This is a genomic window from Pseudomonas reactans (assembly GCF_013387025.1).
Classification (GTDB): domain Bacteria; phylum Pseudomonadota; class Gammaproteobacteria; order Pseudomonadales; family Pseudomonadaceae; genus Aquipseudomonas; species Aquipseudomonas reactans.
Genome location: NZ_JACAQP010000010.1, coordinates 261609 through 287126 on the forward strand (window position 1 = coordinate 261609; position 25518 = coordinate 287126).

Sequence of the window (25518 nt, forward strand, 5' to 3'; positions counted from 1 at the left end):
ACGCTTAACTCAACAGAGCTTGTTTCAATATGCTCTTGGCGGTCTTGTCCAACAGGTCCTTCTTTGGATGTGGAATCGTCACCAGCCCCGGTTTAGTCGGGTGCTTGAAGTGATGATGACTGCCTCTGATACGCGCCAGATACCAACCGTCCGCAACGATGTGACCTATCAAATATCGGCTATCCACAGCACCTCCTTGTGGTGTGTGTTGGTGGTGACTATAACCACTGAAATTAAATTATCAACACTCTACCTACCAGCGGTCGATGACCGGTCTTTTGGGTAGTCGGCAAATGGAGTGTATGAGTGCGTAGGAATGGCGTCGGGGAGAGGTATTGCGAGGTTTTGCGATCGAGTTACCGCGTGTGTAGAGGCTGCGCAATGACGGCGAGAAACGCATCAACCAGCATACTTTTTGTTTCAGTACGGGTTAATACCAACAACTGAGCACACGCATCCACTTCCGCCAGCGGCCGGTACGTCACACCTTTATTCATCAAACTCTGAGTACATGCAGGCACCAACGCCACACCTTGCCCGGCTGCTACCAGCGCAATGATCGACGTGATCTGCCGCCCGGTCGGGCCCGCGCGCAAAGGCTGGCCGTGATGCCGATAAAGCTGCTCGATGGACTGGTTGAGCCCCGATCCATAATCCGCCGGAAACAGGATCAACGGGTAGGCACTGAGCTGCGCCAGGTTGACGCTTGCCTGGCGGGCCAACGGGCTCTCACTGGACACGGCGGCCACCAGCCTTTCTTCGCCCAGGGACAGCGCTTGCACCGCTTCGCCTAGCGGCAACAGGCGACTCAAGCCGATATCCAGCCGCCCATCCGCCACTTGCGCGCCGAGGCTGCCGGAGGCGCATTCCACGAGGGTCAACTGCACCTCGGGGAAGCGCAGGGCAAATGCCTGGATCGCCTGGCTGAACAGGTCCGACAGCGCGATCGAACTCACATACCCCAGCGTCAGTTGCCCCGCAGTGCCCGCCGCCAGTTTGCCGGCGATCACTTGCGCCAACTCAACCTGCTCCAGCACGCCACGGGCGTAGGGCAGGAACGAGCGGCCTTGCGCGGTGAGGGTGACTGTGCGGCTGGTGCGATCAAACAACTTGAAGCCCAATTCGGTCTCCAGCGCCGAGATCTGCCGGGTCAGCGGCGGCTGCGCCAGGTGCAGGCGAATGGCCGCGCGGCCGAAGTGCAATTCTTCGGCGACCGTCAGAAAGTAACGCAGCTTGCGTAGGTCGAGCATCCTGGTCCTTGGGTATCGATCGGTCCGAAATCGGTATTGGTTTTAGACCTGCCGGCCATTCTATAAAGACCTCACAAAATAAAACGAGAGGTTTCATGAAACCGCGCCTGCATTGTGCCCGTCTTGCCCTGTTCCTGTGTGGCTGCGCGGCGTTTCTCAACCTGTATGCCACCCAGAGCATTCTCCAGACGTTCACCGCGCAGTTTCACATCAGCGCCAAGGCGGCGGGGTGGAGTATCACCGTGACGACCTTGGCGGTGGCGATCACTGCGCCTTTCGTCAGCCGGCTGACCGGGCGCTTTGAGCAACGCACGGTGATCAGCGCCGCAGCGTTGTTGCTGGCGGTGCCTACGTTGATGACAGCCTATGCCGACACTTTTGCCGAGGTGCTGGTGTGGCGGTTTGTGGAGGGCATGCTGATTCCGGTGGTGTTCGCTACCAGCGTGGCGTACATCGGCGACCGTTGGCGTGGCGGCACGGTCACGGAGGTCACCAGCCTTTACGTGGCCGGTACGGTGTTGGGTGGGTTTGCCGGGCGCTTCGTCACGGGTGTGATGACGGAGTACGTGGGCTGGCGCGAAGCTTTTGAATTGATGGCGGTACTCAGCCTGATGGTGGGTGGGTTTATCCAGTTCCTGTTGCCGGTTAGCCGTGCGCGCTCCGTAAGAGTTGAAACTTCGTTTTCGGCGGTATTTCGCAGGCCGTTATTGGCCGCCTACGCGGTAGGTTTTTGCGTGCTGTTTTCCCAGGTGGCGGCGTTTACCTACGCAGGTTTGTATCTCGGATTACCGCCGTTCAGCCTGGGGCCTGCGGCGCTGGGCACGCTGTACATGGTGTTCCTGCTGGCGCTGATCGTGATCCCTATCGCCGGTCGACTCAGCAAGGCCCGACCTCATGCTGAACTGCTGAGCGTGGCTGCGGTGCTGGGTATTACCGGTTCCGCGCTGACGCTTTTGCCCTCTTTGTGGTGCATCGTGGCAGGCCTCGCGCTCAGCTCGACTGGCGTGTTCCTGGCCCAGGCGACGGCCAACGCATTCACCACCGCGACCGCAGGTGACAACAAAGCAGGCGCTGTGGGCGTGTACCTCACCTGTTACTACCTGGGCGGCAGTTGCGGCGCGATTGTGCCGGCGTTGATCTGGGAGCGTTGGGGCTGGGCCGGGTGTGTGGTGCTGATTATTACCTTCCAGGTGTTGACCTTGTTGATCGCGCTCACTGGCTGGAAGCCCGTTAAACCTCAACTGATCGCGATGCCATGAGCGACACCTCAAACCGCCGCCGAACCTTGATCGCCGGCTGCAGCGCCCATGCCGTGCATGATGGTCTTACCGATGTCATCTACGTGCTACTGCCAATCTGGCAGGCGCAGTTTGCGCTGTCCTACGCCCAGATCGGACTGTTACGCGGTGCCTATTCCGGGATGATGGCAGTGTTCCAACTCATGGCCAGTCGCGCCGCGAAACGCTGGGGCCGTGTATCGATGCTGGTGGGCGGCACAGCACTTGCCGGTGCGGCTTATCTAATGTTGGGCCAAGCCACTGGATGGGTGATGTTGCTGCTGGCACTTCTGTTAGGTGGCTTGGGCGCCAGCACCCAACACCCGCTGGCCTCTTCGATGATCAGCGATGCCTACGAGGACGGTGGCGGAATCAAACAGGCACTTTCCCAGTACAACTTTTCCGGCGATATCGGCAAAACGCTGATTCCGGGCTTGATCGGGTTGTTGCTCACCGTCATCAGCTGGCGTGCCAGCGCGACGTTGCTGGGGTTACTCGGCTTGGCGGCGGCGGGGTTGCTATGGTGGTTGGTTCCTACACAAGTATCCGAATCCATCTCAACAAAACACACCAAATCCTTCAGCGGAAGTGGCTCTGTCACCGGCCTGCGCGCCTTGATTCTCACCGGCACCCTCGACAGCGCCGTACGCATGGGCTTTCTCACCTTCCTGCCGTTTCTGCTGCAAGCGAAAGGCGCGGGCACTGCCGGTATTGGCTTGGCCTTGTCGCTGCTGTTTATCGGGGGCGCATTCGGCAAATTGCTCTGCGGTTACCTGGGGGCGCGCATCGGCATGATGAAAACCGTGTGGCTGACGGAAACCAGCACCGCGTTGCTGATCGTTGCCGCGGTGTATGTGCCGCTGGCCGGGTTGATGGCGATGCTGCCGTTATTGGGCCTGGTGCTCAACGGTACGTCTTCGGTGCTGTATGGCGCCGTGCCGGACCTGGCGGGCGCTGGGAAGCGAGAGCAGGCGTTTGCGGTGTTCTACACCGGCACCATTGGTGGTGGTGCGCTGGCGCCGGTGGGGTTCGGCGGGGTGGGGGATGTGTTGGGCGTGTCGGTGGCGGTGATGATAGTGGCGGGGGTGTTGCTGGTGACGTTGCCGTTGGCGTGGGTGGTGCGGCGGGGAATGATCGATGAGTGATAAATGCAGTATCGGGGTGTGCTCCTGAACCTTGCGGCATTGCCTACGAAACCATCGCCGGCGCGGGAGCCATGACCCATGAGTTCGCCGAAACCCTGCCTTCCCAACAGCGCTACCTGGCCCTTGCGATTCAGCAAATGATCGAGTTGGGGCTGATGCTGGTGGAAGCGGCGCAGGACCGCGTGGATCAAGTCGCCTAGGTCGTTTGGCGCACTGAATAGGCTTGCCTTCCCAGGCCGCCCATACCAAGGGGGAGGGGAGCCATGAATACTGCTCTTGCGGCGAGCCCCACATAACTTTTGGAGCGTACGGGTTATGCACCCCGATCGACTCATCAAATGCCAGGCGTAAAAAAACCGGCCATCCAGGACCGGTTTTTTTGTGCATCCCCGTCAAACATTAACCTGACGCGGGAGCAGAATTTGAGTGGAGCGGGTAGAGGGAATCGAACCCTCGTCGGAAGCTTGGGAAGCTACTGTTCTACCATTAAACTATACCCGCTCAGAGCGGCTGACTTTGTACCAGATGTTCGTGGGGATTTGAAGTTTTTCTTCAAAAAAGTGTGGGTTACGAATGCCACACACCTAGACGAACACACCCATTGTAGGAGCGAGCTTGCTCGCGAAAGACTCAAGAGCGCCGCGTTCTTCCAGGAAGCTGACGTTATCGTTGAGGTTCTTCGCGGGCAAGCCCGCTCCTACATGGCGTTGTATTTCAAATGGCAAAGGCATGCTGTGCCTGACCCTGGTGATAGCGCAACCGGCTGACCTGCCGCTGTGGTTTCAAGAAGCCCACCACTGCATCCCGGCTGTCCCGGCACGCCGCCTTGTGCTCCATGTCCAGGAAATGCCCCGTCGCCTGAATCGTACTGAAGCTGCTGTTGGCCACATGCTGGCCAAACAGCTTGGCATCCTGGGCGCTGGTGTATTCGTCCCATTCACCGTTGAGAAACAACACCGGAATGTCGATCTGCTTGGCCGCCTTGAGGTAGCACAAGCGATCGCTGTTCAGCACGTGGCTGATGTGAAAATGCATCTGCCCATACTCATGCTCGGCCAGGCTGCTCACGTGCTTGTAGTTGAAGCGCTTGAACAGTGACGGCAGGTGTTTGCCGATGGTGCTGTTGACAAGGTGGCCGACGCGGTCGCGGTCGAGGTTGCCGAGGTAGTCGACGCCGCGTTCGAGGTAGTCGCGCATTGGGGCGTTGATCACCGGGGAGAACGAACTGATCACGGCCTTCTCCACGCGGCGCGGGCGATGGGCGAGGGCAACCAGGGTGGCGGCGCCGCCCCAGGAAAAGGACAGTACGTGTTCGGCGGCGAAGTGATCGATGAGTTCCAGCAGGAGCTGGCCTTCGACTTCTTTCGTCAGCATTTGCTCATGACGGTTATGGATTTTGGAGCGGCCAGCGTAGGGCTGGTCGTACAAAACCACATTGAATTGCGGGTACAGGCTTTTCACGGTTTGGGCGAAGGATGCCGTGGTGGCCATGGAGCCGTTGACCAGGATGATGGTCTTTGCAGCAGCGTCCGCGCGATAGAACTCCGTGTAAACCCGATACTGACCCTGTATATCCAGCACAGCGATTTCTGGCCTCATGTCGTAAGACTCCTGGCAAGCGGGTAGGGCGCGCAGATCACTCTGCACGAGCTTTGTGACAGGTAGGCATACGCCTGGAAAAGGAGGGCCCATGTCGATCCGGTGACGGCTGGCCGACGGCTGTTGTTATGGCGGGCTGTTTGCCTGAGAGGCCAGTAGATCAAGCGCGGGCGGGGCAAGGTGTTTCTTGGAGGTTATAGGCGACTCGCCAGTCATATTTAAACTGGTGATCCTGATTCAAGCAGCAGAGGCGCAACCCCGCAAGGCGACAGGACGGTTTTTTGCCATCACCGGCTGAACGGTCGTCAGACCTGTCGGATTTCGTCGTCAGTCAGCGCTCGATACTCGCCCGGAGCAAGGGCGGCATCCAACACCAAGGGGCCCATGCGCTCGCGATGCAGGCCGATCACCTTGTTATCAAAGTGCCCGAACATGCGTTTTACTTGATGGTAGCGGCCTTCAACGATGCTCAGCCGTGCGGTAGTCGGCCCCAGCAATTCCAACTCGGCGGGTTGGGTGGTGAGGTCTTCGAATGCGAAGTACAAACCCTCGGTAAAGGTACTCGCATATTCAGGGCCGATAGCCTGCTCGGTCTCTACGAGGTAGACCTTGGGCAGCTTGGTCTGTGGTTGCGTCAGTCGCCGCGACCATTGGCCGTCATTGGTGATCAGCATCAGACCGGTGGTGTTGAAATCCAGACGACCGGCAATGTGCAGCTCACCTTTGTCCGGCTCATCAAGTAAATCCAGCACGGTTGGGTGCTGCGGGTCTGCGGTGGCACTCACGCAACCCTGGGGCTTGTGCAGCATGAAGTAGCGCGCCGGTTTGCCGGCCTGCAACACTTCATCGTCAACGCACACACGGCTGAACTCGCGAACCTCATGATGAGGGTCACTGACGGCAACGCCATCAACCGACACACGCCGTTCAACCAGCAGCAGGCGAACTTGCTGGCGATTGAAACGCGGCAAGTTACTGAGGAAACGATCAACCCGCATTACGTTGGCTCAGTCCCGCGCAATTGCTCATCCACCTGGGCGCAGCTTGGACACAGACAGGCCTGGTTGCGTAGCTCCATCGGCAGGGCTTCGAGCACCGCTGGATCGATGGTGACGCTGAAGCACCAACAGGCTTGATCGGTTGTTCGCGGGTCGGCCAGGGTGCAGTCGTTGCGCGCGCCGCAGGCGGGGCAGTGAGTGGGCGTGGTCATGATGGGTTCAGGCAACATCGCGGAAGTCCTCGCACGATACCAGATCGTCGGAAACAGATGTTTCAACCTATGTCCAAAACGCACCAGATTCAGTTTTTGATGTCAGATATTTCGTCATTCGGTGAAAGCCGAATGCCGCCCTCCAGCGTCGCTGGAGGTGCTCTTCCGCGGTCCAGGAGGCCGCCATGTATCGACGACTGCTGCTCAGCGCTTTACTCGGTCTGACCCTTTCCGCTTGCGTGCCCTATTACGATGGCGGCCAGAGCTATTACCGTTCGGAGGTCTACACCTCACCGGCACCGGTTTACTACTACGGTGGGGGCTCGGCGTACCCGTATCGCCGTGACTACTACCCCGCGCCGCGCTATTACGCGCCACAACCGCGCTACTACTCGGCCCCGCGTTATTACCAGCCGGCCCCGCGTTATTACGGGCCGCGTGCCGGTTACCGGCCGTATCCGAACCAGGGCTGGGGCGGTGATCATTGGGGAAATGGGGGGCATGGACGCGGTTCCGACCATGGAGGCGGCCGCGGCGGTCACCGTTGACAGGCCAGTGATGCAAGCGGCGCATGAAGCGCCGCTTTTTTGTGGGTGCTAGTAATCCGACAGATCGGCCAGCGGGTGGCGACCTTCCCACGCTTTGTTGAAATGCGCCTGCACCACCGCCTCCGGAATCGTATTGATATCCGGCCAATGCCAATGGGGCGCCTGGTCCTTATCGATCAACCGCGCGCGCACCCCTTCACTGAATTCTGGATGACGGCAGCAATTGAGGCTCATCGTGTATTCCATCTGGAACACCTGCGCCAGGGACAGGTGCCGGGCACGCTGGATCTGCTCCCACACCAGATGAGCGGTCAACGGGCAGCCTTCGCTCAGCGTCTTACCGGCGCGGCTGAACAGGGGATCGGCATGCTCACGCAGTGGGCTCAAATTACGCCAGGCACACCGCACATCACCCACATCCAGCCATTCGTCGATTTGGGCCCGTCGCGGTAGCCACTGCGCCTCGGGTTGCTGATCAACGGCTTCCTGGGCCAGCGCCTTGAGCAAGCTGTTGAGCTGCATCGCGGTCTGTTCCTGCCAGTTCAGTTGCAGCAAGCCATCGAGTAACTCGTCTTGCTGATCATCGCGCAGGAAGCGGTCGGCCAGGCCCAGGTCCAGAGCGTCGCGGCCGTTGATATGGGCGCCGGTAAGGCCCAGGAACAACCCCAGCTTGCCCGGCAGGCGCGACAGGAACCAACTGGCGCCAACGTCCGGGTACAGGCCGATGCTGATCTCCGGCATGGCCAACCGGCTGCTCGGCGTGACGATGCGCACTGCGGCGCTTTGCAACAGGCCCATGCCGCCCCCCAGCACATAGCCGTGGCCCCAGCAAATCACCGGTTTTGGGTAAGTGTGCAGGCGGTAATCCAAACGGTATTCCGCCGCAAAAAATTGCGCCGCCAGGGCCGGCACCACGCTAGGTTGTTCCCGACAGGCCTGCGCCAGGCTGCGTACTTCCCCTCCGGCGCAAAACGCCTTGGGGCCGTTGCCGCGCAGCAGTACGCAGTGGATGTTCGGATCCTTGGCCCAGGCGTCCAGGCGTTCGCCCAGGGCCAGGATCATCGGCAGGGACAGGGCATTGAGGGATTTTTCAGCGTCGAGGCTGGCGATGCCAATGCAGGCACCGTCGCTGCCGGTCAGCTCTTCGAAGTGCAGGTTCATCGTGACCTCAATCGAGAAGGTGAAGGATGAGTATGATCGCTTCGTAGGAAACCGCCGTTGGTGTGTCAGATCAATTGACAAGCGGGGTCGGCTTTCCTAGGGTTCGCCTCATTCTTTTTTACAAGACTATTCAACCATGACCGAAGACGACCGTATCAAACTCGAACCCAGCTGGAAACACGCCTTGCGGGATCAGTTCGAGCAGCCGTACATGGCCCAGTTGCGCGAGTTCCTGCGTCAGGAACATGCCGCCGGCAAAGAGATCTACCCGCCCGGCCCACTGATTTTCAACGCGCTCAATTCCACCCCGTTGGACAAGGTCAAAGTCGTGATCCTCGGCCAGGACCCGTACCACGGCCCCGGCCAGGCCCACGGCCTGTGCTTCTCGGTGCAACCGGGCGTGCCGGCGCCACCGTCGCTGGTCAATATCTACAAAGAGCTCAAGCGTGATCTGAACATCGACATCCCCAACCACGGTTACCTGCAAAGCTGGGCCGACCAGGGCGTGCTGATGCTCAACACCACCATGACGGTGGAACGCGCCAACGCCAACGCCCATGCGGGCAAGGGCTGGCAGTTCTTTACCGATCGGATTATCGAAGTGGTCAGCGAGCATCAGCCACATCTGGTGTTCTTGCTGTGGGGCGCGCATGCCCAGGGTAAGCAGAAGCTGATCGACGCGACCAAGCACCTGGTACTGACCTCGGTGCATCCGTCGCCGCTGTCGGCGTATCGCGGGTTTTTGGGGTGCGGGCATTTCAGCCGTACCAACAAGTTTCTCGAGCAGAACGGCGAGACGCCGATTGATTGGGTCTTGCCGTCAGTCTGATATCAGGAAGGCGGCGAGAAATCACCCTTTTATAGGCCTTTGATATAAAAAAGTATTTTGTTTTCAATGACGCTCCTCTTTTCTCAGCAAGAGGCGATACCTGTTAGTTCTGACAGTATTCACCTTGGCTTCAAGCGTATTAAATACGCGCTCTGACCTCTGGGCCGGGTAACACCTCAGCCGTTGGTCAATGGCCGTTTTTTGACGATCGCCAAGGAGAATAGAGATGAGAGAGCCGACTTCGCTGACCCCGAAACCGAGTCCCAGGAGAGACCCCGGTATCTTGGTGCTGGATGCGCCCGACGCACCTGATGCGTTACCCCTTGAGGCTGATGATACCGGCCATAAGATACCGGTCACCTTTCAAAGCACGGGGTTGCGAGTTGAGGTGCCCACGCTATGGGCCGGTGCTGACTTATTGGATCCGGGGGATGTCACTGTCATTGAGTGGCTCTGGGATGGCGTGCCGTTTGGTGATGCCATCAGATTGACGGCGCCTTATGATGCAACCGACCTGCCCGATGCCGATGGCTTAGTCCTTCCATCCCTGATGGATGCTGCTGGCTTGCATAGCTTGCAATACCAGGTGGTAGTAAGAGAAAGCAGCGGGAATGATCCCGTTCCGTCGTTCGTAACGTTATTGGACTGCGATAAAGTCGGACCCAACCAGGGGCAGCGGGGGACGCGTTTTCAATTTGATGCTGATATTGAGAGCGACGGTGTCACCGATGCTTACCTTGACAACCCCGCCAACAACAACAGGGTGGTTGCCACTATTTCCCCGGCCTGGCTGGACATACGCCTGGGCGATGTTGTCGAGGCTTACCTCACGCCACTGCCTTTTCGCAGGCCTATGCGCAAACGTCCACGGCAACTGGACGTAGTCGCCACCACGACTATCGTCCAGGCGCACAAGGACGGCACCCTGCCCATTGAAATTCACTTTCCTGGCGACTATCTGCGTGGGTTGGCCAATCGAGAGTTCAACGCTCATTATTTCCTGCGAGACCGCTCGGGCCGGGAGTCTGGCCCATCCCGTACCGCCGTGCTGTTGATCAATCTGACGCCCACGCCCGTCGCCCTGCCGATCGTCGATGTTCCACAATTGGATGATGGGTTGATCAACCTCGATGATGCTCGTGAACCCGGCGGCGTGTTTATGAGCATCCCTGAAGTGGTCGGTGCCGTACCGGGTGACCTCCTCTTGCCTTCGTGGGATCTTATTGCGCTGGACCCCATCCAGATCGCTGTTGTTCAGGTCTGGCCAATCAGAATACCCATCTCGTATTCGGTGTTGTCCACGGGGGGCGCTGAGTTCTTCCGCAGCACGGTCAGGGCGGAATACAGCTGGCGGCGTGGCACGGCGCCCGCCAGGCCATCGCCCATCCGGTTTGTGCCGGTAGATCTTAGGGTTGCCGGTCCCGTGAGCCCGACCAATCCAGACCCAATCAATCAACTGCTGGAATTGGTGACGGTCAAGGGCAGAGAGGGTGACAACCGGTTGACCATCAGTGACGTGGGGTTGCCGGTGCGTGTGGTGACCCGCCTTTATGACGCACCTGTTGCCGGTCACCTGCTGGAGTTAATGGTAGGCACCCATCCTGACCCCGTCGCAACGTACCGGTTGCAGGCAAGTGATGTTGGAGGAAGGGAAGTCGAGTGGCTGGTCGACTGGAGTGTGATCGAGCCCTTGTTGATTGGCGGCTTGGTGCCCTTCTTCTACTGGACGTTCAACGGTGTTAACCGCCAGCGTGCGCAAGACACTCCTGTGGTCGTCAACATTGTATCCATCGTTGACTTGAAGGATTTTGACTACGTGGGCGTTCACTATGGCCCAGGGCCCGGAGCAGGGTTTATCAGCTGCCCGTTACGACCTTGGGTGAACGGTGTAGGCGTCCACATCCCTGGAGACAATCGGTGGGACAGTGGGGATGAGGTGATCTTGCACTGGGAAAGCTATGCGAACGCCAGTGGCAATCCCGCCGGTGTTATCCCTGAAACGATCCAGCATTTCGGTCATATGCTGACGGCGGATGAAGCCCGCAATGGGTATGAATTCCGGGTGCCGTTCGACCCGTACATCCTGCTGCCAGGTTTGGTGAAGCCGCCCGTGGCTCAATATGGCTGTGCCGTGGCCTATTACCAGATTATCAAGCCCGGCGGCGGCGGAATGGGGGCCTCGCCGCGTAAACGTGTGTTCATCACGTTGATTCAGCCAGGTGATATCCCTCCCTGTCTGTCGGACGACTAAACCGGTTCGGGAGGGCGTTATGCTCTTGCGTTTTGTTGCGAGTTATTAACTAACAACAGCCGTTGAATAGCGTTATATCGTTTTGGCGCTAAGAACGGCGCGCGGTGAGCACGCAGTTGTCGCGTGGCGAATAAGCTAAGTGTCTTGCCCGCAAGCAGCATACTTGAGGCGGTTTCGATACTGTCAAGTTTGACAGTTGTGCGGTAATGCATAATTTTGTTTAGTAAGTCGGGTGTTAACTGTTTCAAAAGTTCAGATGTAGATGGTCGTTAATCTGGTTCTGAAAATCATACCCAGTAAGCATCATGTGAAAGTTTTATACCTGGGTAGATAACTTCCCTTGTCAGGAGCTTGAATCATGTCAAACAAAACCGTTCCGATTGTTAAGAATCTACCCATTACGCCCAATGAGGAATGGGAAGACCCCGAAGAAGATACTAGGCTTCATCCTGCCCCGGTTATTCGTGGTTTGCTTGGTCCCGTCCCGGGCGATACTCATCGGGATGTCGTACCTCGGGCAGTGCAACTGGCGGGGCTTGTAATGGAAATTGAACCGTGGAACCGAGGCACTGAGGCAGATGATGAAATACTCAGTGTGTTTGTCGATAACAAACGTGTGTTTATAGATTTTTATCCGAACTCGGGCCCCTTGCCCAATCCTGTCGTTATCGATCTCGGGCCCAAGTCTGCGCTACAGACCCATGGGGTCAAAGACATTGATGTTCATGTGATCAATTCCTCTGGTAACAATGAAAACTACAACACTCGGCGTATTTACGTAGACGTTCAAGACCCGAACCAAAACGTACAGCCCGGCCCAATTGAAATTGAACCCCACGGTCCCGAGCTGACCCCAGCCTTTCTGGTCGGAAAACCTGGCTTGACATGCACTATTTCTGGCCTTGCTGACCGTCGCGGTGGTGACACCTATCGTGTCTGGGTGGGGGATTCTATCGATCCAATCGAAGGCATGGTTCCGCTGACGGGCCCCTTCAATATCGTTATCCCAACAGCTGATATTCTGGCGAAGGCTGGTGTCATTAAAATTGACTTTAGCGTGAGTGATCGGGCCGGTAATCCTACCGTCATTTCCTTGCCCAACTATGTACGGGTCAGCCTCAACGAAGCACCGGTATTTGGTACCATTTCGGTGCTGCAAGGGCCGCTGATCAATAAGGAAGAAGCGCGCAACGGCGTGACGATTCGATTGGAAACGTTGACCGGTCATCTGCCAAGTGACTTTTTGGTGGCCCGTTGGGGGGCAATCGAGATCTATCGTCAACCGATTGGCATGGCCATTCTCCCTATTGATATTCCGGCAAATTTCGCTGCAGTTGCGAGCGGCGGGAACTTCTACACGGCCATTGTCCAACTCACGATTGAACGCGCGGGCGGTTTATCGTACCCAGCGACACCCGTGATGGTGGATGTTGACTTGCGTGAGCCAGGTATCACAAACCCGGGCGAAGGCCCTATAGACCCTGCACTGGCCAGTCCGGATCTTGTTGGCGGAGGGCCGCCACCCAGCCCTGACAACCGTCTATCTGAAAAGGACCGTGGCTTTGATGCAACGGCCAGTTTCCTGTTGCCGGACGGATTGGTATTAGGTGACCACATTGAACTTATCTACCACACCACAATAGTGGACACCTACGACGTAACGGGAGCAGAGACGCCAGGGTTCCGGGTACCTTTTACGGTGCCTTGGGCCGATATTGACCTGGCGGGTAACGGTACCATCAAGATGCATTGCAAAATCAGCAATGCCGTGAATTATAAAGAGTCGCCTCGTCAAGACGTCCTCGTGGATATTTTCAATCTGACAGGGTTGGCCGATGCGGCCTTTGTTAAATTCAGGCCCTCAACTAGTCCCAACTACAGCGCGCTCATCAATTGTACGCATACTCCATGGACGGGCGTCCCTATCAGAATCCTGGACGCTTCGGTGGTCCTGGCGAATGACAGAGTCATCGTTGAGGCCACTCGGTATGCGTTCCCCCCCGCCGGGATGCCCGTGGGTGCTCCTGTCGGCACACCGATAGAGAGTCCTGAGGTCACGCTCTCCAGTACCGATGTCAACTTTGGGGTGGAGGTGCCCATGAACCTTAACGCTTGGTTCGAGGACTTCACGGGGACTAATGGTCGAGGCGTTGTCGGCATACGTTGGAAACTCTTTCGGCCCTCGACGGGAGATCGGGGAATTTCCGACGAGGTCCGGGCGGGTTGGGATCTTTTCAGTACCGGTAGCACCCCTCCCACTTGTGTTCCAGGTGCGACTCGTCGCAGCGGCAAACTTTGATGGATGATTTGGCCCGCTCTCCTTTATTGAGGAGAGCGGGCCTTTTTAGTTATGCGCTGACCTGTCGTCGCTATCGCTGGGTACCTTAAGGAAAGTCCTACACGCATTGGGTATTCGGGTCATTAGTCTCTGCGCCGTGGAAAACGGAAACCTCTTCGATACGGGTTCCGGGTTCAAACTGGCACTTACTTCTGAGACTAAATGACATGACTCTTACGGCTTCTCATGGCTTTCGTTATTCGCGTTTATCGACCTTTGTCAAACTTATGGCTGTTACGCCATTGTACCTGCTGAGTCAGCAAGCGCTTGCAGCGGTGATTGTGGATGGCCGCCAACTTGACGTTCATTCCGGAACAGCTGCCCAGGAATATATTGCCCGCAATAAAGCAACCCTCAACGTCAATCAGGGAGCGGTTGTCAGAGGTATTCAAGCTACCACTGGGTCGACGTTGAATGTCACTGGGGCCACGGTGACCTCTGCTGATCGTACCCAAGCAGCGATTTCGCTGAGCAATTCGACCGCCACAATTTCGGACTCTCGTGTTGCGAGTCAAAACAGCGGCGGTTTGAACGTCGCTCGCCAGTCTGGCACCACCACAGGTTCTTATGCCCAGGTGAACAGAAGCGAGATCACAGGGGGGACTTATGGCGCCAACGTTACCTCCCACAGCCTACTAGAACTGAACAACTCGGCGCTGATCGGGCAAAGCCGAGAGGGCTTGAGATTGCTGGGTGGCTCGGCCATCGCAACGGGCAGTGAGATTACCGGTGCCACCAGCGGTGTTCGTATGGGCCTTGATAGCCTGACGGCAAGCGAATCGCCGCATTTGACGTTGGACGGTTCACGCGTGATCGGCCTCAACGGCCCTGCGATTAACGTAGACGGCCGGATCACAGCTGAAATCGATGTGCTCAATGGCTCAACCTTGAGCGGCCAGAACGGCAACATGCTGGAGCTGACCAATGGTGGTTCGGCCAACATGCGCGTCAACAACAGCGCCCTGACCGGCAACATCCAGGTCGGTACCGGCAGCGCCCTGGACCTGAACTTGGATTTCGCGTCCATGACCGGCGATATTATCAACACGGGCGGTTCCGCCAGCGTCGGCCTCAACAACGGTTCGATACTCACCGGCCGCCTGGAGAACGTCGACAAGCTGGCGATCAACAGCGACGCCATCTGGGTGATGGTCGACGACCAGCGCGTGGGCGACCTGTCCCTGGCAGGCGGTAACGTCAAGTTCGGTGACCCGGGCGTGTTCTACCAACTGGACGTGGAAAACCTGTCGGGCAACGGCACCTTCATCATGAGTGCCGATTTCTCCACCTTGACCGGCGATTTCCTCAACGTCACCGGCACGTCTTCGGGTGACCACAAGCTGCTGATCGCCAGCAGCGGCGCCGACCCGCTGAGCGATGACCGCCTGCACGTGGTTCACACCGAAGACGGTGTTGCCCAGTTCAGCCTGGTCGGCGACCGTGTGGATGTAGGCACCTACTCCTACAGCCTGATCAATGACAACGAAGGCCAGGACTGGCTGCTCGACCCGAGCAACAAAGTGATCAGCCCAAGCACCAACTCGGTACTGGCGTTGTTCAACGCAGCGCCAAGCGTATTGCTGGGTGAAATGACCACCCTGCGTACCCGTATGGGCGAGTTGCGCTTCAGCGAAGGCCAGTCGGCCGGGTTGTGGACGCGTGCGTATGGCAACAAGTATGAAGTGGGTAATGACAAGACCGGCCTGGGTTACAACCAGTCGCAACGCGGCTTCAGCCTCGGTGCCGATGCCCCGATAGACGGCGGCGACGGCCAGTGGTTGATCGGTGCGATGGTCGGTCACAGCACCTCGGACCTGGACCTCAACCGTGGCAGCAGCGCCACCATCAACAGCTACTACGTAGGTGGTTACGCCACCTGGCTGGATGCCGAGAGCGGCTTCTACTTCGACGGCGTGCTCAAGTTCAACCGCTTGCACAACGAGTCCGATGTCGCCATGAGCGATGGCAAGAAAGCCAAGGGCAACTACACACAAAACGCGGTAACCGCGTCGGCTGAAGTGGGCCGCCATATCACGCTGGACGATGGTTTCTTCGTCGAACCTTACGGCCAACTCTCTGCTGCCATCACCCAGGCTCAGAGCTACACGCTGGACAACGGCCTGGATGCCAGGGGCGATCGTTCAAGTTCGGTGATCGGTGAAATCGGTACCACCGTAGGGCGTAATATCCAGCTGGAAAGCGGCGAAGTATTGCAGCCGTACTTGAAGGCGGCTGTAGCGCATGAGTTCGATCAGAGCAACAAGGTGTTCGTCAACGACAACTCGTTCAACAATGATATGTCGGGTTCTCGCCTGAAGTTTGGGGCGGGTATGGCGATGTCGGTGTCGCAGAATTTGAAGCTGCATGCGGATGTGGAACACAGTGTGGGTAAGAATATCAAGCAGCCGTATGGGGTGAATGTGGGGTTGCGGTATGATTTTTAAACGAGTGAGTGTATAGCTCGGATATCGTTAACGCGCAAATAACGAAAAATACCCCGTATCGAAAGGTACGGGGTATTTTTTTTTCAGACTTACAGTGTTGTACGCTCTTTATCGCATTTCGTTTAAATACTCACCACGGCTACGGTGTTGTTGCCTGAATTGCAGACCAACAAAAGTTGGCCATTAGGGGTGATTGCCAAACCATCCGGTTGATCAAAGCCCTCAATCGTGTCAATGAGTTCTTCGGTATCAGTATCAATAACTTTCACACTGTTATAGGTGTATTCCGATACATACGCCAGTGGTCGAGTAGGATGGAAAACAGCTTTTCTAGGATTGCTAATCCCGCTGAGGCTTTTGATGAATGTCATGCCGCCATTGCCAGTGTCATAGATGTCAATTTTGTTTGAGTGTGATACGGATACATAGAGTCGTTCATTTCGAGCAGTTAGCGGGCTGTGAGCAAGCCTTTGAGCGACACTGCTGTTGGTGACGTTTTGGGTTCTAAGTCCGCTAGCAAGAATGAACCTGCCTGTGGTATTACCTGTTGAAAAAACTGCAGTACCTCTTGCGTCTGTGACTAAATCGGTTACGGCCTGATTGCCACTATAGTTAAGTTCAATTCCATAGCTAATTGTATTAAACCCCGAAAAAATAACGCTGCCTGGAGAAAATAGCCCGGCAAACAGTCTAGAGCCGCTGGGGTTCAGGCAAATTGGATTGATAGGCTGAGCATTGAACGGCTGGGACCACCCAAAACTATCTGTATTGAGAATCCTAATGTTTTGCCACGTGTATTGGGTGTAGTGCGAGACGTATAGATTCGTCCCGTTAGGGTGAAGCGCCATTCTATAAACAGCATAGCCTGCGTTTACTTCTCTGGTCGCATACGTATTCAAGTTGACGGTGGTGATTGAATAGGGGGTGCGTTGGTTCGACACGTACGCCACTGTTCCGTCTTGACGGATCAAAACTTGTACAGGACCGTTCCCGACCGTAATGTGACGAATGATCTGTCCCGATCCCTTCCTGACCCCATAAGTTATCCCTGTGAAATGCACCATCGTCGCCTCGTCGCCCGTACCATCGAGCGAAACGCTAGCTTTCACTGTCAGCGAGCCACCATTGTTGAGTTGACGCAGATACTCTGGCGGAATCTGATCCAGCGTTCGACCGGCGTTGAACTCGGCGAGCGTCACCGGTCCAGCAGCGCGTAGCTGGAGGTCCACGACGCAATCCAGAAAAATCCAGACTAACTGGCCTGGACGGAAAAATGGCCAAGCTTTAATTTCCACACGATTGGCCGAATCAGCATCGATCACCCCACCCGATGCCTCAGGAATACTGACCCAGTCCAGCAATTGCGGCGGCAGCGCCTCGACCTCCAGCGTCAAGATATCGGACACGCGACTCTGACCAAACTCAATGAGGTTGTAGGATACCGAGCATTGCTCGCCCAGGTAGGCCGCGACAAAGATGTTCGAAACCACAAACGTGACGTAATTGGTGCCGGGTTCAGGCCGCGCCGGTTTTGCCGGAATATCTGGCATGCCGACGCCGGATTTACCGGTGATGAACAGCTTGATGTCCGCACCCGCTGGGAAACCATCAACGACCACGCGTATATTCACGACAGGGGAAAGAGGCGGCAGCACGTGCTGAGGGTTGAGGCTGGCGCGGTTGTGACCGATCACCGTGGCTTCCAATACGGTGGGCGCCGGCAGTGCCAGCCGCGAGCCGACCTTCATGTTCACTGCAATGGACAAACGTGCCGGTGCGCTCGCCGGCCTGTGCTCATAGTAGATACGCATACGCTGGTTCAGGTTCGGCGTGATGTAGCGACGCTCCAGCGTGAAGGGCAGATCCCGCCCAACCCAGAAGTCTTGAATCGGAAAGGGGATCGCCGGTTGGGTACCACCGGGGGCGGTCCCTTCACAGTGCAGAATGACAGTATCACCGGGCCTGAACCCTGCGTTGCTCGGCACAATAATAGTGGCGTCGTCGAGGGACACTTCAGGGTCGAACTGATACGCGGGCGCGGGCGCTTCCAGCACTTGCGGTTCTGGCAGCGTGGCAGAGGGACTGCCCACCTGCACCGTCTCATCTCGCGATAGACGAATACCATCGGCATTGGTCACCCGATAGAGGAACCTGAGTGTGCCACCTTCCAGCTTGGCGATATCGCCGTCGGGACCATTGGCGAGCCGGAACCGAATGCTGCCGGTTCCGGCAGTCCTGTCGATTTCTTTGTAGTAGCGATTGCCGTTGGCATAGGTGCCGTCGAGGATTAGGGTCACCAGGTCAAATGGACCTCGACCGTCATAGACCGGCACCTCCACATTCACCGTCAGCAGTTGCGGGTTAAGCACATTGCCGATGGCTTCGATGATGATGGGGGGGGGCAGGCCGATTTCGATGGGGGTGCCGATCACGTCGACAATGATGCTGTAGGACTTACGGTCCGGCACCCCGGGCCGGATGCGCACGTAGGACAGCTGCAGGCGGCCGCCGATTAACTTGCGCAGGTCTGCGTTCGGGCAGGGCAGTGTGATTTGGCGAATGGTAGTCGAGGTGAGAGGGGGCGAGTCGTAGGTGGTGACGATGGACGTGCCTTCTACCGAACGGCCATTGACCGTCACTCGAATCACGTCTCCCACGTTGTAACCCTGACGGTTGATGGCGATGACAATGGTAGCGTCCTGCCCCTCCAGCTCATCGTGATCGAGAATGTCCTCCGGGGCCTCATCAAAGAACGCCTCGGGCAGCGGCTGTTCCACTCCATCGTTAAGCTCCACATTCAATAGCTGTGCCGGTGACCAGCCGTCGGAGTGGTTGCCGACCTCGTCGCGGACTTCGTATTCACACAGATGTGAGCCGCTGCCGACCTGCTGCCAGAACCCGTAATACAGCACCACCACGATGGGGTCGCGTCCGGCGGCCTGGCCTTCGGTGATCGGCGGGATATCGGCAAACACTCCGCCGACACTCAAGCGAATACGATCGCGCGCAGCGCGGAAGGTCCTGGCGTCCTGGGTCGTATCGACCGGATAGAATCCTAAGTTAACAGGCACGCCGTTTTGCGCGTCGGTTTCGGTAACACCAAAATCGATGATGCGCTGCTCGAACATCGGTTTAGGCAGGTTTTCATTCTGCAGGGTACTGGCTACCGGATTACGCCCACCGGGTAGTACCGTATCGACCTTCAAGTTGAAGCGGGCGGTTTCCTGGGCGTTCCCAGTGATGGGGTCGACCCGGATAAACACCGGGTTGACCGACCCGTCGATGATGCGTGCGCGAGGCGCGTAGAGGGCGATCAGCCGTTCGTTGTCGACGTCATCTTGGGTCACGTTATAGATGGCGACAGGGATGAGCAGGTCGCCCCAGAATAGCTGGCAGAAATCGCCGGCAGCCATGCCAAAGTAAGGTAACAGGTTACACAGCAAGCCATTTTCCTGGTGAACATCCAGTGCTGCTTTGTTGATGCCACCGTCGTGACTTTGAACATTTTGCGTCAAGCCGGGAATATAGATGGGCAGGTCGGCGAGGGGCGTATTGATGAAGTCCCGTGGCGTCAGTGCACCCAGGCCTGGTTGGGGGGGCGCGAAATATGAGCGGTTCAAATGCGTTGGCGCGGACAGATCAATATCCTCATCTTCACTATTGTGCGCCGGCGAGCACATGAGTGCAGTGGGCTGGGAGGGTTGTTCAGCGTCGGTGAGATCGGTTTCCAGGCTCATGAAAGAATCCTTTGCCATGCCAGAGAGGGGGCGACCTGGCCGCTCCACAGCGTCGGTCGCAGTCCTGATTTAGCGCCGCACGTACCGATTGGGATAGCTGTGAGAAATGACAGTGCCGATGAACGGTAGTGGCCCAGGACGGGCCACTTGAAACAGAGGGGTCAGGGCTGACGGTTCCAATGCCTGAACAACGGCTCCGCCAAAAACAACACGAACAACAAGCGCATCACCTGCATCGCCGTCACCAATGGCACCGACAGTTGCAGGGTCTCGGCCGTGAGGCTCATCTCGGCAATCCCGCCGGGCATCATGCCCAGGGTCAGCGAGCGCAGGTCGAGATGAGTCAGCGCGCTCAACCCCACCGCCGCCAATGTCGCCAGCGCCATGGTCAACGCCGTACCGACCAAAGTGCGGCCCATGAACGACGGTGCACGCCGAAAGAACTGGCGGTTGAAATGGCAGCCCAGGCCGCTGCCGATCAACCATTGGCCAATCTGACTGCCGCCGTCTGGCAGGCCGATATGCAAATCCCACACGACGCTGGCCGTTGCACTCACCAGTAGCGGCCCGAACAACCACGGGTTTGGCTGACGCAACCGCTGCCAACCCCAGGCCACCAGCGCGCCTATCGGAAACAGCGCCAACAGCCAAGGCCAACTCACCGGCGCCGGATGAAACTGCGGCGTGCCGCCTTCCAGCAGATACTTGAAGATCGCCGGCACACACAGCACCACTACCAGCACTCTTAGACTCTGCCCCGCCGCGACACGGCTGAGCACCGCGCCATTGCGTGCGCCGAGGTTGACCATCTCACCGGAGCCGCCCGGCATGCTGGAGAAAAACGCGGTGGCGCGATCTTCACCGCTGCGCCGCATCAACCACACGCCGACCACGCTCGACAGGCTGGTAACCAGCGCACCGAAGAAGATCAGCCCGAAGTGGCTCATCACCTGCTCAATCACCACCGGGGTGAAGTGCAGGCCAATCCCGATCCCCACTACCCATTGGCCGCATTTGCGCCCGCCGGGTATCTCGGCCAACTGCCACGGCGTGAGGCAACGCACCAGGATGATCGCCAGCAACGAGCCGACCATGTACGGCAAAGGCCAGCCGACGAGGCTGGCCAGGTAACCGCCGGCCAGGCCGACCAGCGGTGTTCCCCACCACTGTTTAAAGGTGACCTCAGACATCGGCCACGGCGCGACGCTGCAGGGCACGTTTGCGGTAGATACGCACCAGCGGGAAAGCCAGCATCAACGCTGTCAGTACCCATACACCAAAGGTGATCGGGCTCGACCAGAGGATCTGCAGGTCACCGTTGGAGATCGACAGCGCCCGGCGCAGGTTCTGCTCCATCAAGCCGCCGAGGATAAAGCCCAGCAGCACCGGCGATAGCGGGAAGTCGAGCTTGCGCAGGATGTAGCCGAAGATGCCGATACCGACCATCAGGAACAGGTCGAAGGTGGTGGCGTGCACGGCGTAAACACCAATCGCCGTGATGATGGCAATCACCGGCACCAGCGCCCAGTTCGGCACGGCCAGAATGCGGGTGAAGATGCGGATCATCGGGATGTTGAGGATCACCAGCATGATGTTGGCGATAAACAACGAGGCGATCAGGCCCCAGACGATGTCGGGTTGCTGTTGGAACAGCAGCGGCCCCGGGGTGATGTTGTACAGCGACAGCGCGCCGATCATCACCGCCGTGGTGCCCGAACCGGGTACGCCGAGGGTCAGCATGGGCACCAGGGCGCCGCAGGCGGAAGCGCCGATGGCGGTTTCCGGCGCCGCGAGGCCGCGCATGTCGCCTTGGCCGAATTTACCGCTGGCACCGGCCAGGCGTTTTTCGGTCATGTAGGCAACCGCCGAGGCCAAGGTCGCACCGGCACCTGGCAAGACGCCCATGATGAAACCCAGCAAACCGCAGCGGATGTTGACGACAAAGACCGCGCCCGCTTCCTTGAGGTTGAACATCATGCGGCCCGTGGCCTTCACGGCTTCCTGGCCACGGTGGGTTTTTTCCAGCAGCAACAGAATCTCGCTGATGGAGAACAGGCCCAGCACCAACACCACAAACTGGATGCCGTCGGTGAGGTGGATGTTGTCGCCGGTAAAGCGGTACACGCCGCTGTTGGCGTCGATGCCCACCGCCGACAGGAACAGGCCGATCAGCGCTGCAACAAAGGTCTTCAACGGTTTGTCACCGGCCATGCCGCCGAGACAGACAATCGCGAACACCATCAGTACGAAATATTCCGCCGGCCCGAAGGCAATCGCCCATTTGGCCAGCAACGGCGCAAACAGCACCATGCCGCAGGTGGCGATAAACGCGCCGATGAACGAACTCCACGCCGACAGCGACAGCGCCACGCCGGCCAGGCCTTTGCGGGCCATCGGGTAGCCGTCGAGGGTGGTCATCACGGTAGAGGCTTCGCCCGGGATGTTCAGCAGGATCGAGCTGATACGCCCGCCGTATTCGCAGCCCAGGTACACGGCTGCCAGCAGAATCAAGGCTGATTCCGGCGGCAGGCCCAGGGCGAACGCGATGGGGATCAACAACGCCACGCCGTTGATCGGGCCCAGGCCCGGCAACAGGCCGACCACGGTGCCGATCAGGGTGCCGCACAGTGCGGTCACCAGGTTGTAAGGGGACAGTGCAACGCCGAAGCCCTGGCCCAAGTAGCCGAAAGTATCCATATCAGTTCTCCAGAACGTCGAGCAGGCCGAGGGGCAGCGGCACATCCATGGCTTTATCGAACAGCAGGTAAAGACCAATCGCCATCAGGCTGACGATCACCACGCTCGGTAGCCAGCGGCCGCCATACAGGCGCGCCATCGGAATGCCGATCAGCATGCTGCTGAGGATGAAACCCAGGGATTCGAAGGTGCCGGCGAACACGATCAACAGGCCGACGCAGATGCCGATCTTGATCAGGGTTTCGCGGTCCAGCGCGGGTTCTTCTTCGGTGTGTTTGGTCGGCTGTGGGCGGAACAGCATATAGATCAGTGCCAGGCTCATTAGCCCGAGCATCAGCAGCGGGTAGGCGCGAGGTCCTACCGGCTCGTAGGAAAACGACGCCTGATACGGCCAGGCCATCAGTGCCAGGGCGGCACAGGCCAGCAATAGCACAGAGGCGAAAATGCGTTGTAAGAGCATGTTGAACTCCTGGGCCACGCCGCGTGTTCAACGGGCGTGACCGGGCAAAAGAGGGGCGATTACTGGATCAGGCCGAACTCTTTGGCCAGCACTTTGTAGTCAGCCACCTGTTTCTTCACGTAGGTGTCCAGCTCCGGGCCGGTCATGGCGAACGGGAACAGCTCGCGCTGGTCACGCAGCTTGGCGAACTCTTCCGAGGCCAGCAGTTTGTCGAAGGCGTCTTTCCACCAGGCGTAGTCGGCATCGCTGACTTTTGGCCCGAGGTAGAAACCACGCACCACCGGCCAGACGATGTCGTAGCCTTGCTCTTTGGCGGTCGGAATATTCTTCATTTCCGGCTCGTCCAGGCGCTGCTCGGAGAACACGGCCAGCAGGCGCATGTCACCGCTGAGGATGTGCGGCATGGAGTCGGAGATGTCGGTACTGCCCACCTGGATATGGCCACCCAGCAGAGCAGTGGCGATTTCGCCGCCGCCTTCGAGGGCCACGTAACGCAGCTCGCGCGGGTTGATCCCGGCGGCCTTGGCGATCAACGCGGTTTGCATCCAGTCCTGGCTGCCGACGGTGCCGCCGGAACCGATCACTACGCTGCCCGGATCTTTTTTCAGGGCTTTGACCAAATCGTCCAAGGTCTTGTAGGGCGAGTCGGCTTTCACTGCGATGGCCCCGTAGCTGGTGCCGACCGCTGCCAACCAACGCACGGCGCTTTCATCGAAGCGACCAAACTTGCCCTGGGCCAGGTTCAACAGCGAACCGCTGGACCAGGCCACCAAGGTGCCGGCATCGGCTGGACGCTGGGCGACCACGGCGTTGTAGGCCACTGCGCCTACGCCGCCTGGCATGTAGGTCACGCGCATCGGCTTGCTCAGCAGCTTCTCGTTGACCAGCGCGCTTTGCGCCAGTTTGCAGGTCAGGTCAAAGCCGCCGCCAGGGGAGGCTGGGGCGATGCATTCCGGGCGCTTGGGTTCGTCGGCAGCCAGCAGTTGGCCGGCGAACAGCATGCAGCCGGCGGCAAGGGCCAATTTACGCAGTGAAGGGGTCATGGTTATCTCCATCTTTGTTGTTATGAGGGGGTACTACCAAAGTGCGACGCTATAGCTGACCAGCAAGCGCATTTCATCCGCATCACGGGCTGAGTAGTTGGAACGGTACGTGGCATTACGCAGGCGCACGGCCACATCCTTGAACGTGCCGGTCTGCACTACGTACTTGATCTCGCTGTTGCGTTCCCATTCCTTGCCGGTCTCGCCGTTCTTGAGCTTGATGTTGTCACCCGAGAGGTAACGGCTCATGAAGCTCAAACCGGGGATGCCCAGTTTGGCGAAGTCGTAGTCGTAGCGCGCCTGCCAGGAGCGTTCTTCGGCGCCGGCAAAGTCGTTGATCTGCACGAAGTTGACCAGGTACGGATCGCTGCCATCCACATACGGGAAGGCGCTGTCGCCGGACATGTGCTGGTAGCCGGCGCTGAGCTTATGGCCATTGAGGGCATAGCTGAACAGGCCGTTGAGGGATTTGTTGTCGATCTTGCCGCCACGCGCGCTGCCGGTGTCATCGCTGATCGCCAGGCGCAAGTCGGTGCCGAAGGTGCCGGGACCCATCGGGCGTGCGGCTACCAGGCCGAGGAAGTGCTGGCGGTACACGTCATCAAGTTGGGCGAAGTGGTAGCTGCCGGTGATCTTGTCGGCGAACTTGTAGTCGGCGCCGCCGAAATTGAAGTGCTTGCCGGTGGCGCCGCTGACGAAGCGGCTGTTCTTGTTGTTGAGGGCGATGTCTTCGTAGTTGCTGTCGTCGCGGTCCTTGGCTTTGTCCAGGCGGCCACCGGTGAACACCAGGTTCTTGAATTCCTTGGAGGTGATCAGGCCGCCGTTGAAGGTCTGCGGCAGGATGCGGCCGTCATTGGGCTTGAGGATCGGCAGTTCGGGGATCAGCGAGCCGATTTTAAGCTCGGTGGCCGAGATCTTCACTTTGCCGGTCAGGCCCAGCTTGGAGTACTCGTCGGCGGCGCGGCCATCGTCATGCGTGGGCAGCAGGCCGGTGCCGGTGCGATCGGGGCTGGAGTCGAGCTTGACCCCGAGCATGCCCAGCGCATCCACGCCAAAGCCGACGGTGCCGTCGGTGTAGCCCGATTGCAGGTTGAGCATGAAGCCCTGGGCCCATTCGTCGCGCTTGGATTGCTGGGCGCTGGTGCCATCGCGAAAGTCGCGGTTGAAGTACATGTTGCGGGTTTCCAGGGTCGCGCTACTGTCTTCGAAGAAGGCAGCCTGGCTAAGCGGCGAAAAGCCGGCAAGGGTAGCTGCACTGGCGAGGGCGGTCTGGGTCAGGCGAGAAAAACGAACAGGCGAGGGGGCCTGGGGCTGTGTCGACAGCATCGTTGTGTACTCCGTTATTGTTCTTATTTTGGCGAAAACGCTTCGAGGCGTTTTTCGGGCGCGGCGCTGAAGCCGCTCGGCGGGCATAGACCACCGTCGCTGGATGCTAAAGGGCGAAGCTTTCACTAACCTTTCAGCGGCCTTTCAATGTTTTCGGGCTTCACAGGCCAGGCGGCGCCTGTAAACTGCCCGCCAAAGCGTGG

At 58.4% G+C, this 25518-nt stretch carries 20 protein-coding genes and 1 tRNA gene; 8 read left to right on the top strand and 13 right to left on the bottom strand.

Going from position 1 to position 25518, the window contains the following annotated elements; all coding sequences use genetic code 11:
• Positions 1-4: 4 nt before the first annotated feature.
• Positions 5-187, bottom strand: coding sequence for a type II toxin-antitoxin system HicA family toxin (locus tag HX793_RS13625; RefSeq protein WP_012722731.1), 183 nt, complete (start codon positions 185-187; stop codon positions 5-7).
• Positions 188-356: 169 nt separating this feature from the next.
• On the bottom strand, positions 357-1250 hold the full coding sequence (locus HX793_RS13630; protein ID WP_177050966.1) for a LysR family transcriptional regulator: 894 nt from the start codon (positions 1248-1250) through the stop codon (positions 357-359).
• 95 nt (positions 1251-1345) lie between these two features.
• Between HX793_RS13630 and HX793_RS13635 the strand changes: the two genes are divergently transcribed.
• From HX793_RS13635 to HX793_RS13645, 3 genes are read left to right on the top strand one after another with little or no spacing between them, the layout of a single operon-like run.
• Complete coding sequence (locus tag HX793_RS13635; protein WP_177050968.1) at positions 1346-2509, top strand: MFS transporter; 1164 nt, start codon at positions 1346-1348, stop codon at positions 2507-2509.
• A complete protein-coding gene (locus tag HX793_RS13640; protein WP_177096456.1) occupies positions 2506-3672 on the top strand; it encodes an MFS transporter in 1167 nt (388 codons plus the stop codon). Before HX793_RS13635 ends, HX793_RS13640 begins: the two co-directional genes overlap by 4 nt.
• A complete protein-coding gene (locus tag HX793_RS13645) occupies positions 3669-3872 on the top strand; it encodes a DUF6124 family protein (RefSeq protein ID WP_177050787.1) in 204 nt (67 codons plus the stop codon). Before HX793_RS13640 ends, HX793_RS13645 begins: the two co-directional genes overlap by 4 nt.
• A gap of 227 nt (positions 3873-4099) precedes the next feature.
• Here HX793_RS13645 and HX793_RS13650 read toward each other — a convergent pair.
• The 4 genes from HX793_RS13650 to HX793_RS13665 all read right to left on the bottom strand — a co-directional run bounded on the left by HX793_RS13650 (position 4100) and on the right by HX793_RS13665 (position 6481).
• Positions 4100-4173, bottom strand: a tRNA-Gly gene (locus tag HX793_RS13650).
• A 213-nt stretch (positions 4174-4386) separates the two neighbouring features.
• Complete coding sequence (locus HX793_RS13655) at positions 4387-5271, bottom strand: alpha/beta fold hydrolase (RefSeq protein WP_122686419.1); 885 nt, start codon at positions 5269-5271, stop codon at positions 4387-4389.
• Between the two features lie 305 nt (positions 5272-5576).
• A complete protein-coding gene (locus HX793_RS13660; protein WP_177050971.1) occupies positions 5577-6269 on the bottom strand; it encodes a 16S rRNA pseudouridine(516) synthase in 693 nt (230 codons plus the stop codon).
• Positions 6269-6481, bottom strand: a complete 213-nt coding sequence (locus HX793_RS13665; RefSeq protein ID WP_177096479.1) for a cysteine-rich CWC family protein — start codon at positions 6479-6481, stop codon at positions 6269-6271. The genes HX793_RS13660 and HX793_RS13665 overlap by 1 nt, the downstream gene beginning before the upstream one ends.
• A gap of 185 nt (positions 6482-6666) precedes the next feature.
• On the opposite strand from HX793_RS13665, the gene HX793_RS13670 reads away from it, so the two are divergent.
• A complete protein-coding gene (locus tag HX793_RS13670) occupies positions 6667-7029 on the top strand; it encodes a hypothetical protein (RefSeq protein WP_016975150.1) in 363 nt (120 codons plus the stop codon).
• A gap of 48 nt (positions 7030-7077) precedes the next feature.
• Here the strand turns inward: HX793_RS13670 and dspII are convergent, their stop codons facing one another.
• Positions 7078-8190, bottom strand: coding sequence for an enoyl-CoA hydratase/isomerase DspII (dspII, locus tag HX793_RS13675; RefSeq protein WP_177050972.1), 1113 nt, complete (start codon positions 8188-8190; stop codon positions 7078-7080).
• A gap of 136 nt (positions 8191-8326) precedes the next feature.
• Between dspII and ung the strand changes: the two genes are divergently transcribed.
• The 4 genes from ung (at position 8327) to HX793_RS13695 (ending at position 16052) form a co-directional block, all read left to right on the top strand.
• The gene (gene ung / locus HX793_RS13680; protein ID WP_177050973.1) at positions 8327-9019 is read left to right on the top strand and encodes a uracil-DNA glycosylase; all 693 of its coding nucleotides are present in this window, start codon (positions 8327-8329) and stop codon (positions 9017-9019) included.
• Positions 9020-9245: 226 nt separating this feature from the next.
• Positions 9246-11270 carry a hypothetical protein gene (locus tag HX793_RS13685; RefSeq protein WP_177050974.1) on the top strand — a complete coding sequence of 675 codons (2025 nt, stop codon included), beginning with the start codon at positions 9246-9248 and terminating at the stop codon, positions 11268-11270.
• Positions 11271-11628: 358 nt separating this feature from the next.
• Positions 11629-13569: a hypothetical protein gene (locus tag HX793_RS13690; RefSeq protein ID WP_177096458.1), complete on the top strand. Its 1941-nt coding sequence runs from the start codon at positions 11629-11631 to the stop codon at positions 13567-13569.
• A gap of 266 nt (positions 13570-13835) precedes the next feature.
• A complete protein-coding gene (locus HX793_RS13695) occupies positions 13836-16052 on the top strand; it encodes an autotransporter outer membrane beta-barrel domain-containing protein (RefSeq protein ID WP_177059575.1) in 2217 nt (738 codons plus the stop codon).
• A 122-nt stretch (positions 16053-16174) separates the two neighbouring features.
• On the opposite strand, the gene HX793_RS13700 is transcribed toward HX793_RS13695, so the two are convergent.
• The 6 genes from HX793_RS13700 to HX793_RS13725 all read right to left on the bottom strand — a co-directional run bounded on the left by HX793_RS13700 (position 16175) and on the right by HX793_RS13725 (position 25315).
• A complete protein-coding gene (locus tag HX793_RS13700; protein WP_177050977.1) occupies positions 16175-19789 on the bottom strand; it encodes a YncE family protein in 3615 nt (1204 codons plus the stop codon).
• Between the two features lie 161 nt (positions 19790-19950).
• Positions 19951-20979, bottom strand: coding sequence for an AbrB family transcriptional regulator (locus HX793_RS13705; RefSeq protein ID WP_177096460.1), 1029 nt, complete (start codon positions 20977-20979; stop codon positions 19951-19953).
• A complete protein-coding gene (locus HX793_RS13710) occupies positions 20972-22486 on the bottom strand; it encodes a tripartite tricarboxylate transporter permease (RefSeq protein ID WP_038848176.1) in 1515 nt (504 codons plus the stop codon). Before HX793_RS13710 ends, HX793_RS13705 begins: the two co-directional genes overlap by 8 nt.
• A 1-nt stretch (position 22487) precedes the next feature.
• A complete protein-coding gene (locus tag HX793_RS13715; protein ID WP_016975160.1) occupies positions 22488-22946 on the bottom strand; it encodes a tripartite tricarboxylate transporter TctB family protein in 459 nt (152 codons plus the stop codon).
• Between the two features lie 59 nt (positions 22947-23005).
• Positions 23006-23989 carry a Bug family tripartite tricarboxylate transporter substrate binding protein gene (locus HX793_RS13720; protein ID WP_033902662.1) on the bottom strand — a complete coding sequence of 328 codons (984 nt, stop codon included), beginning with the start codon at positions 23987-23989 and terminating at the stop codon, positions 23006-23008.
• A 33-nt stretch (positions 23990-24022) separates the two neighbouring features.
• The gene (locus tag HX793_RS13725; protein ID WP_177003405.1) at positions 24023-25315 is read right to left on the bottom strand and encodes an OprD family porin; all 1293 of its coding nucleotides are present in this window, start codon (positions 25313-25315) and stop codon (positions 24023-24025) included.
• Positions 25316-25518: the final 203 nt, after the last annotated feature.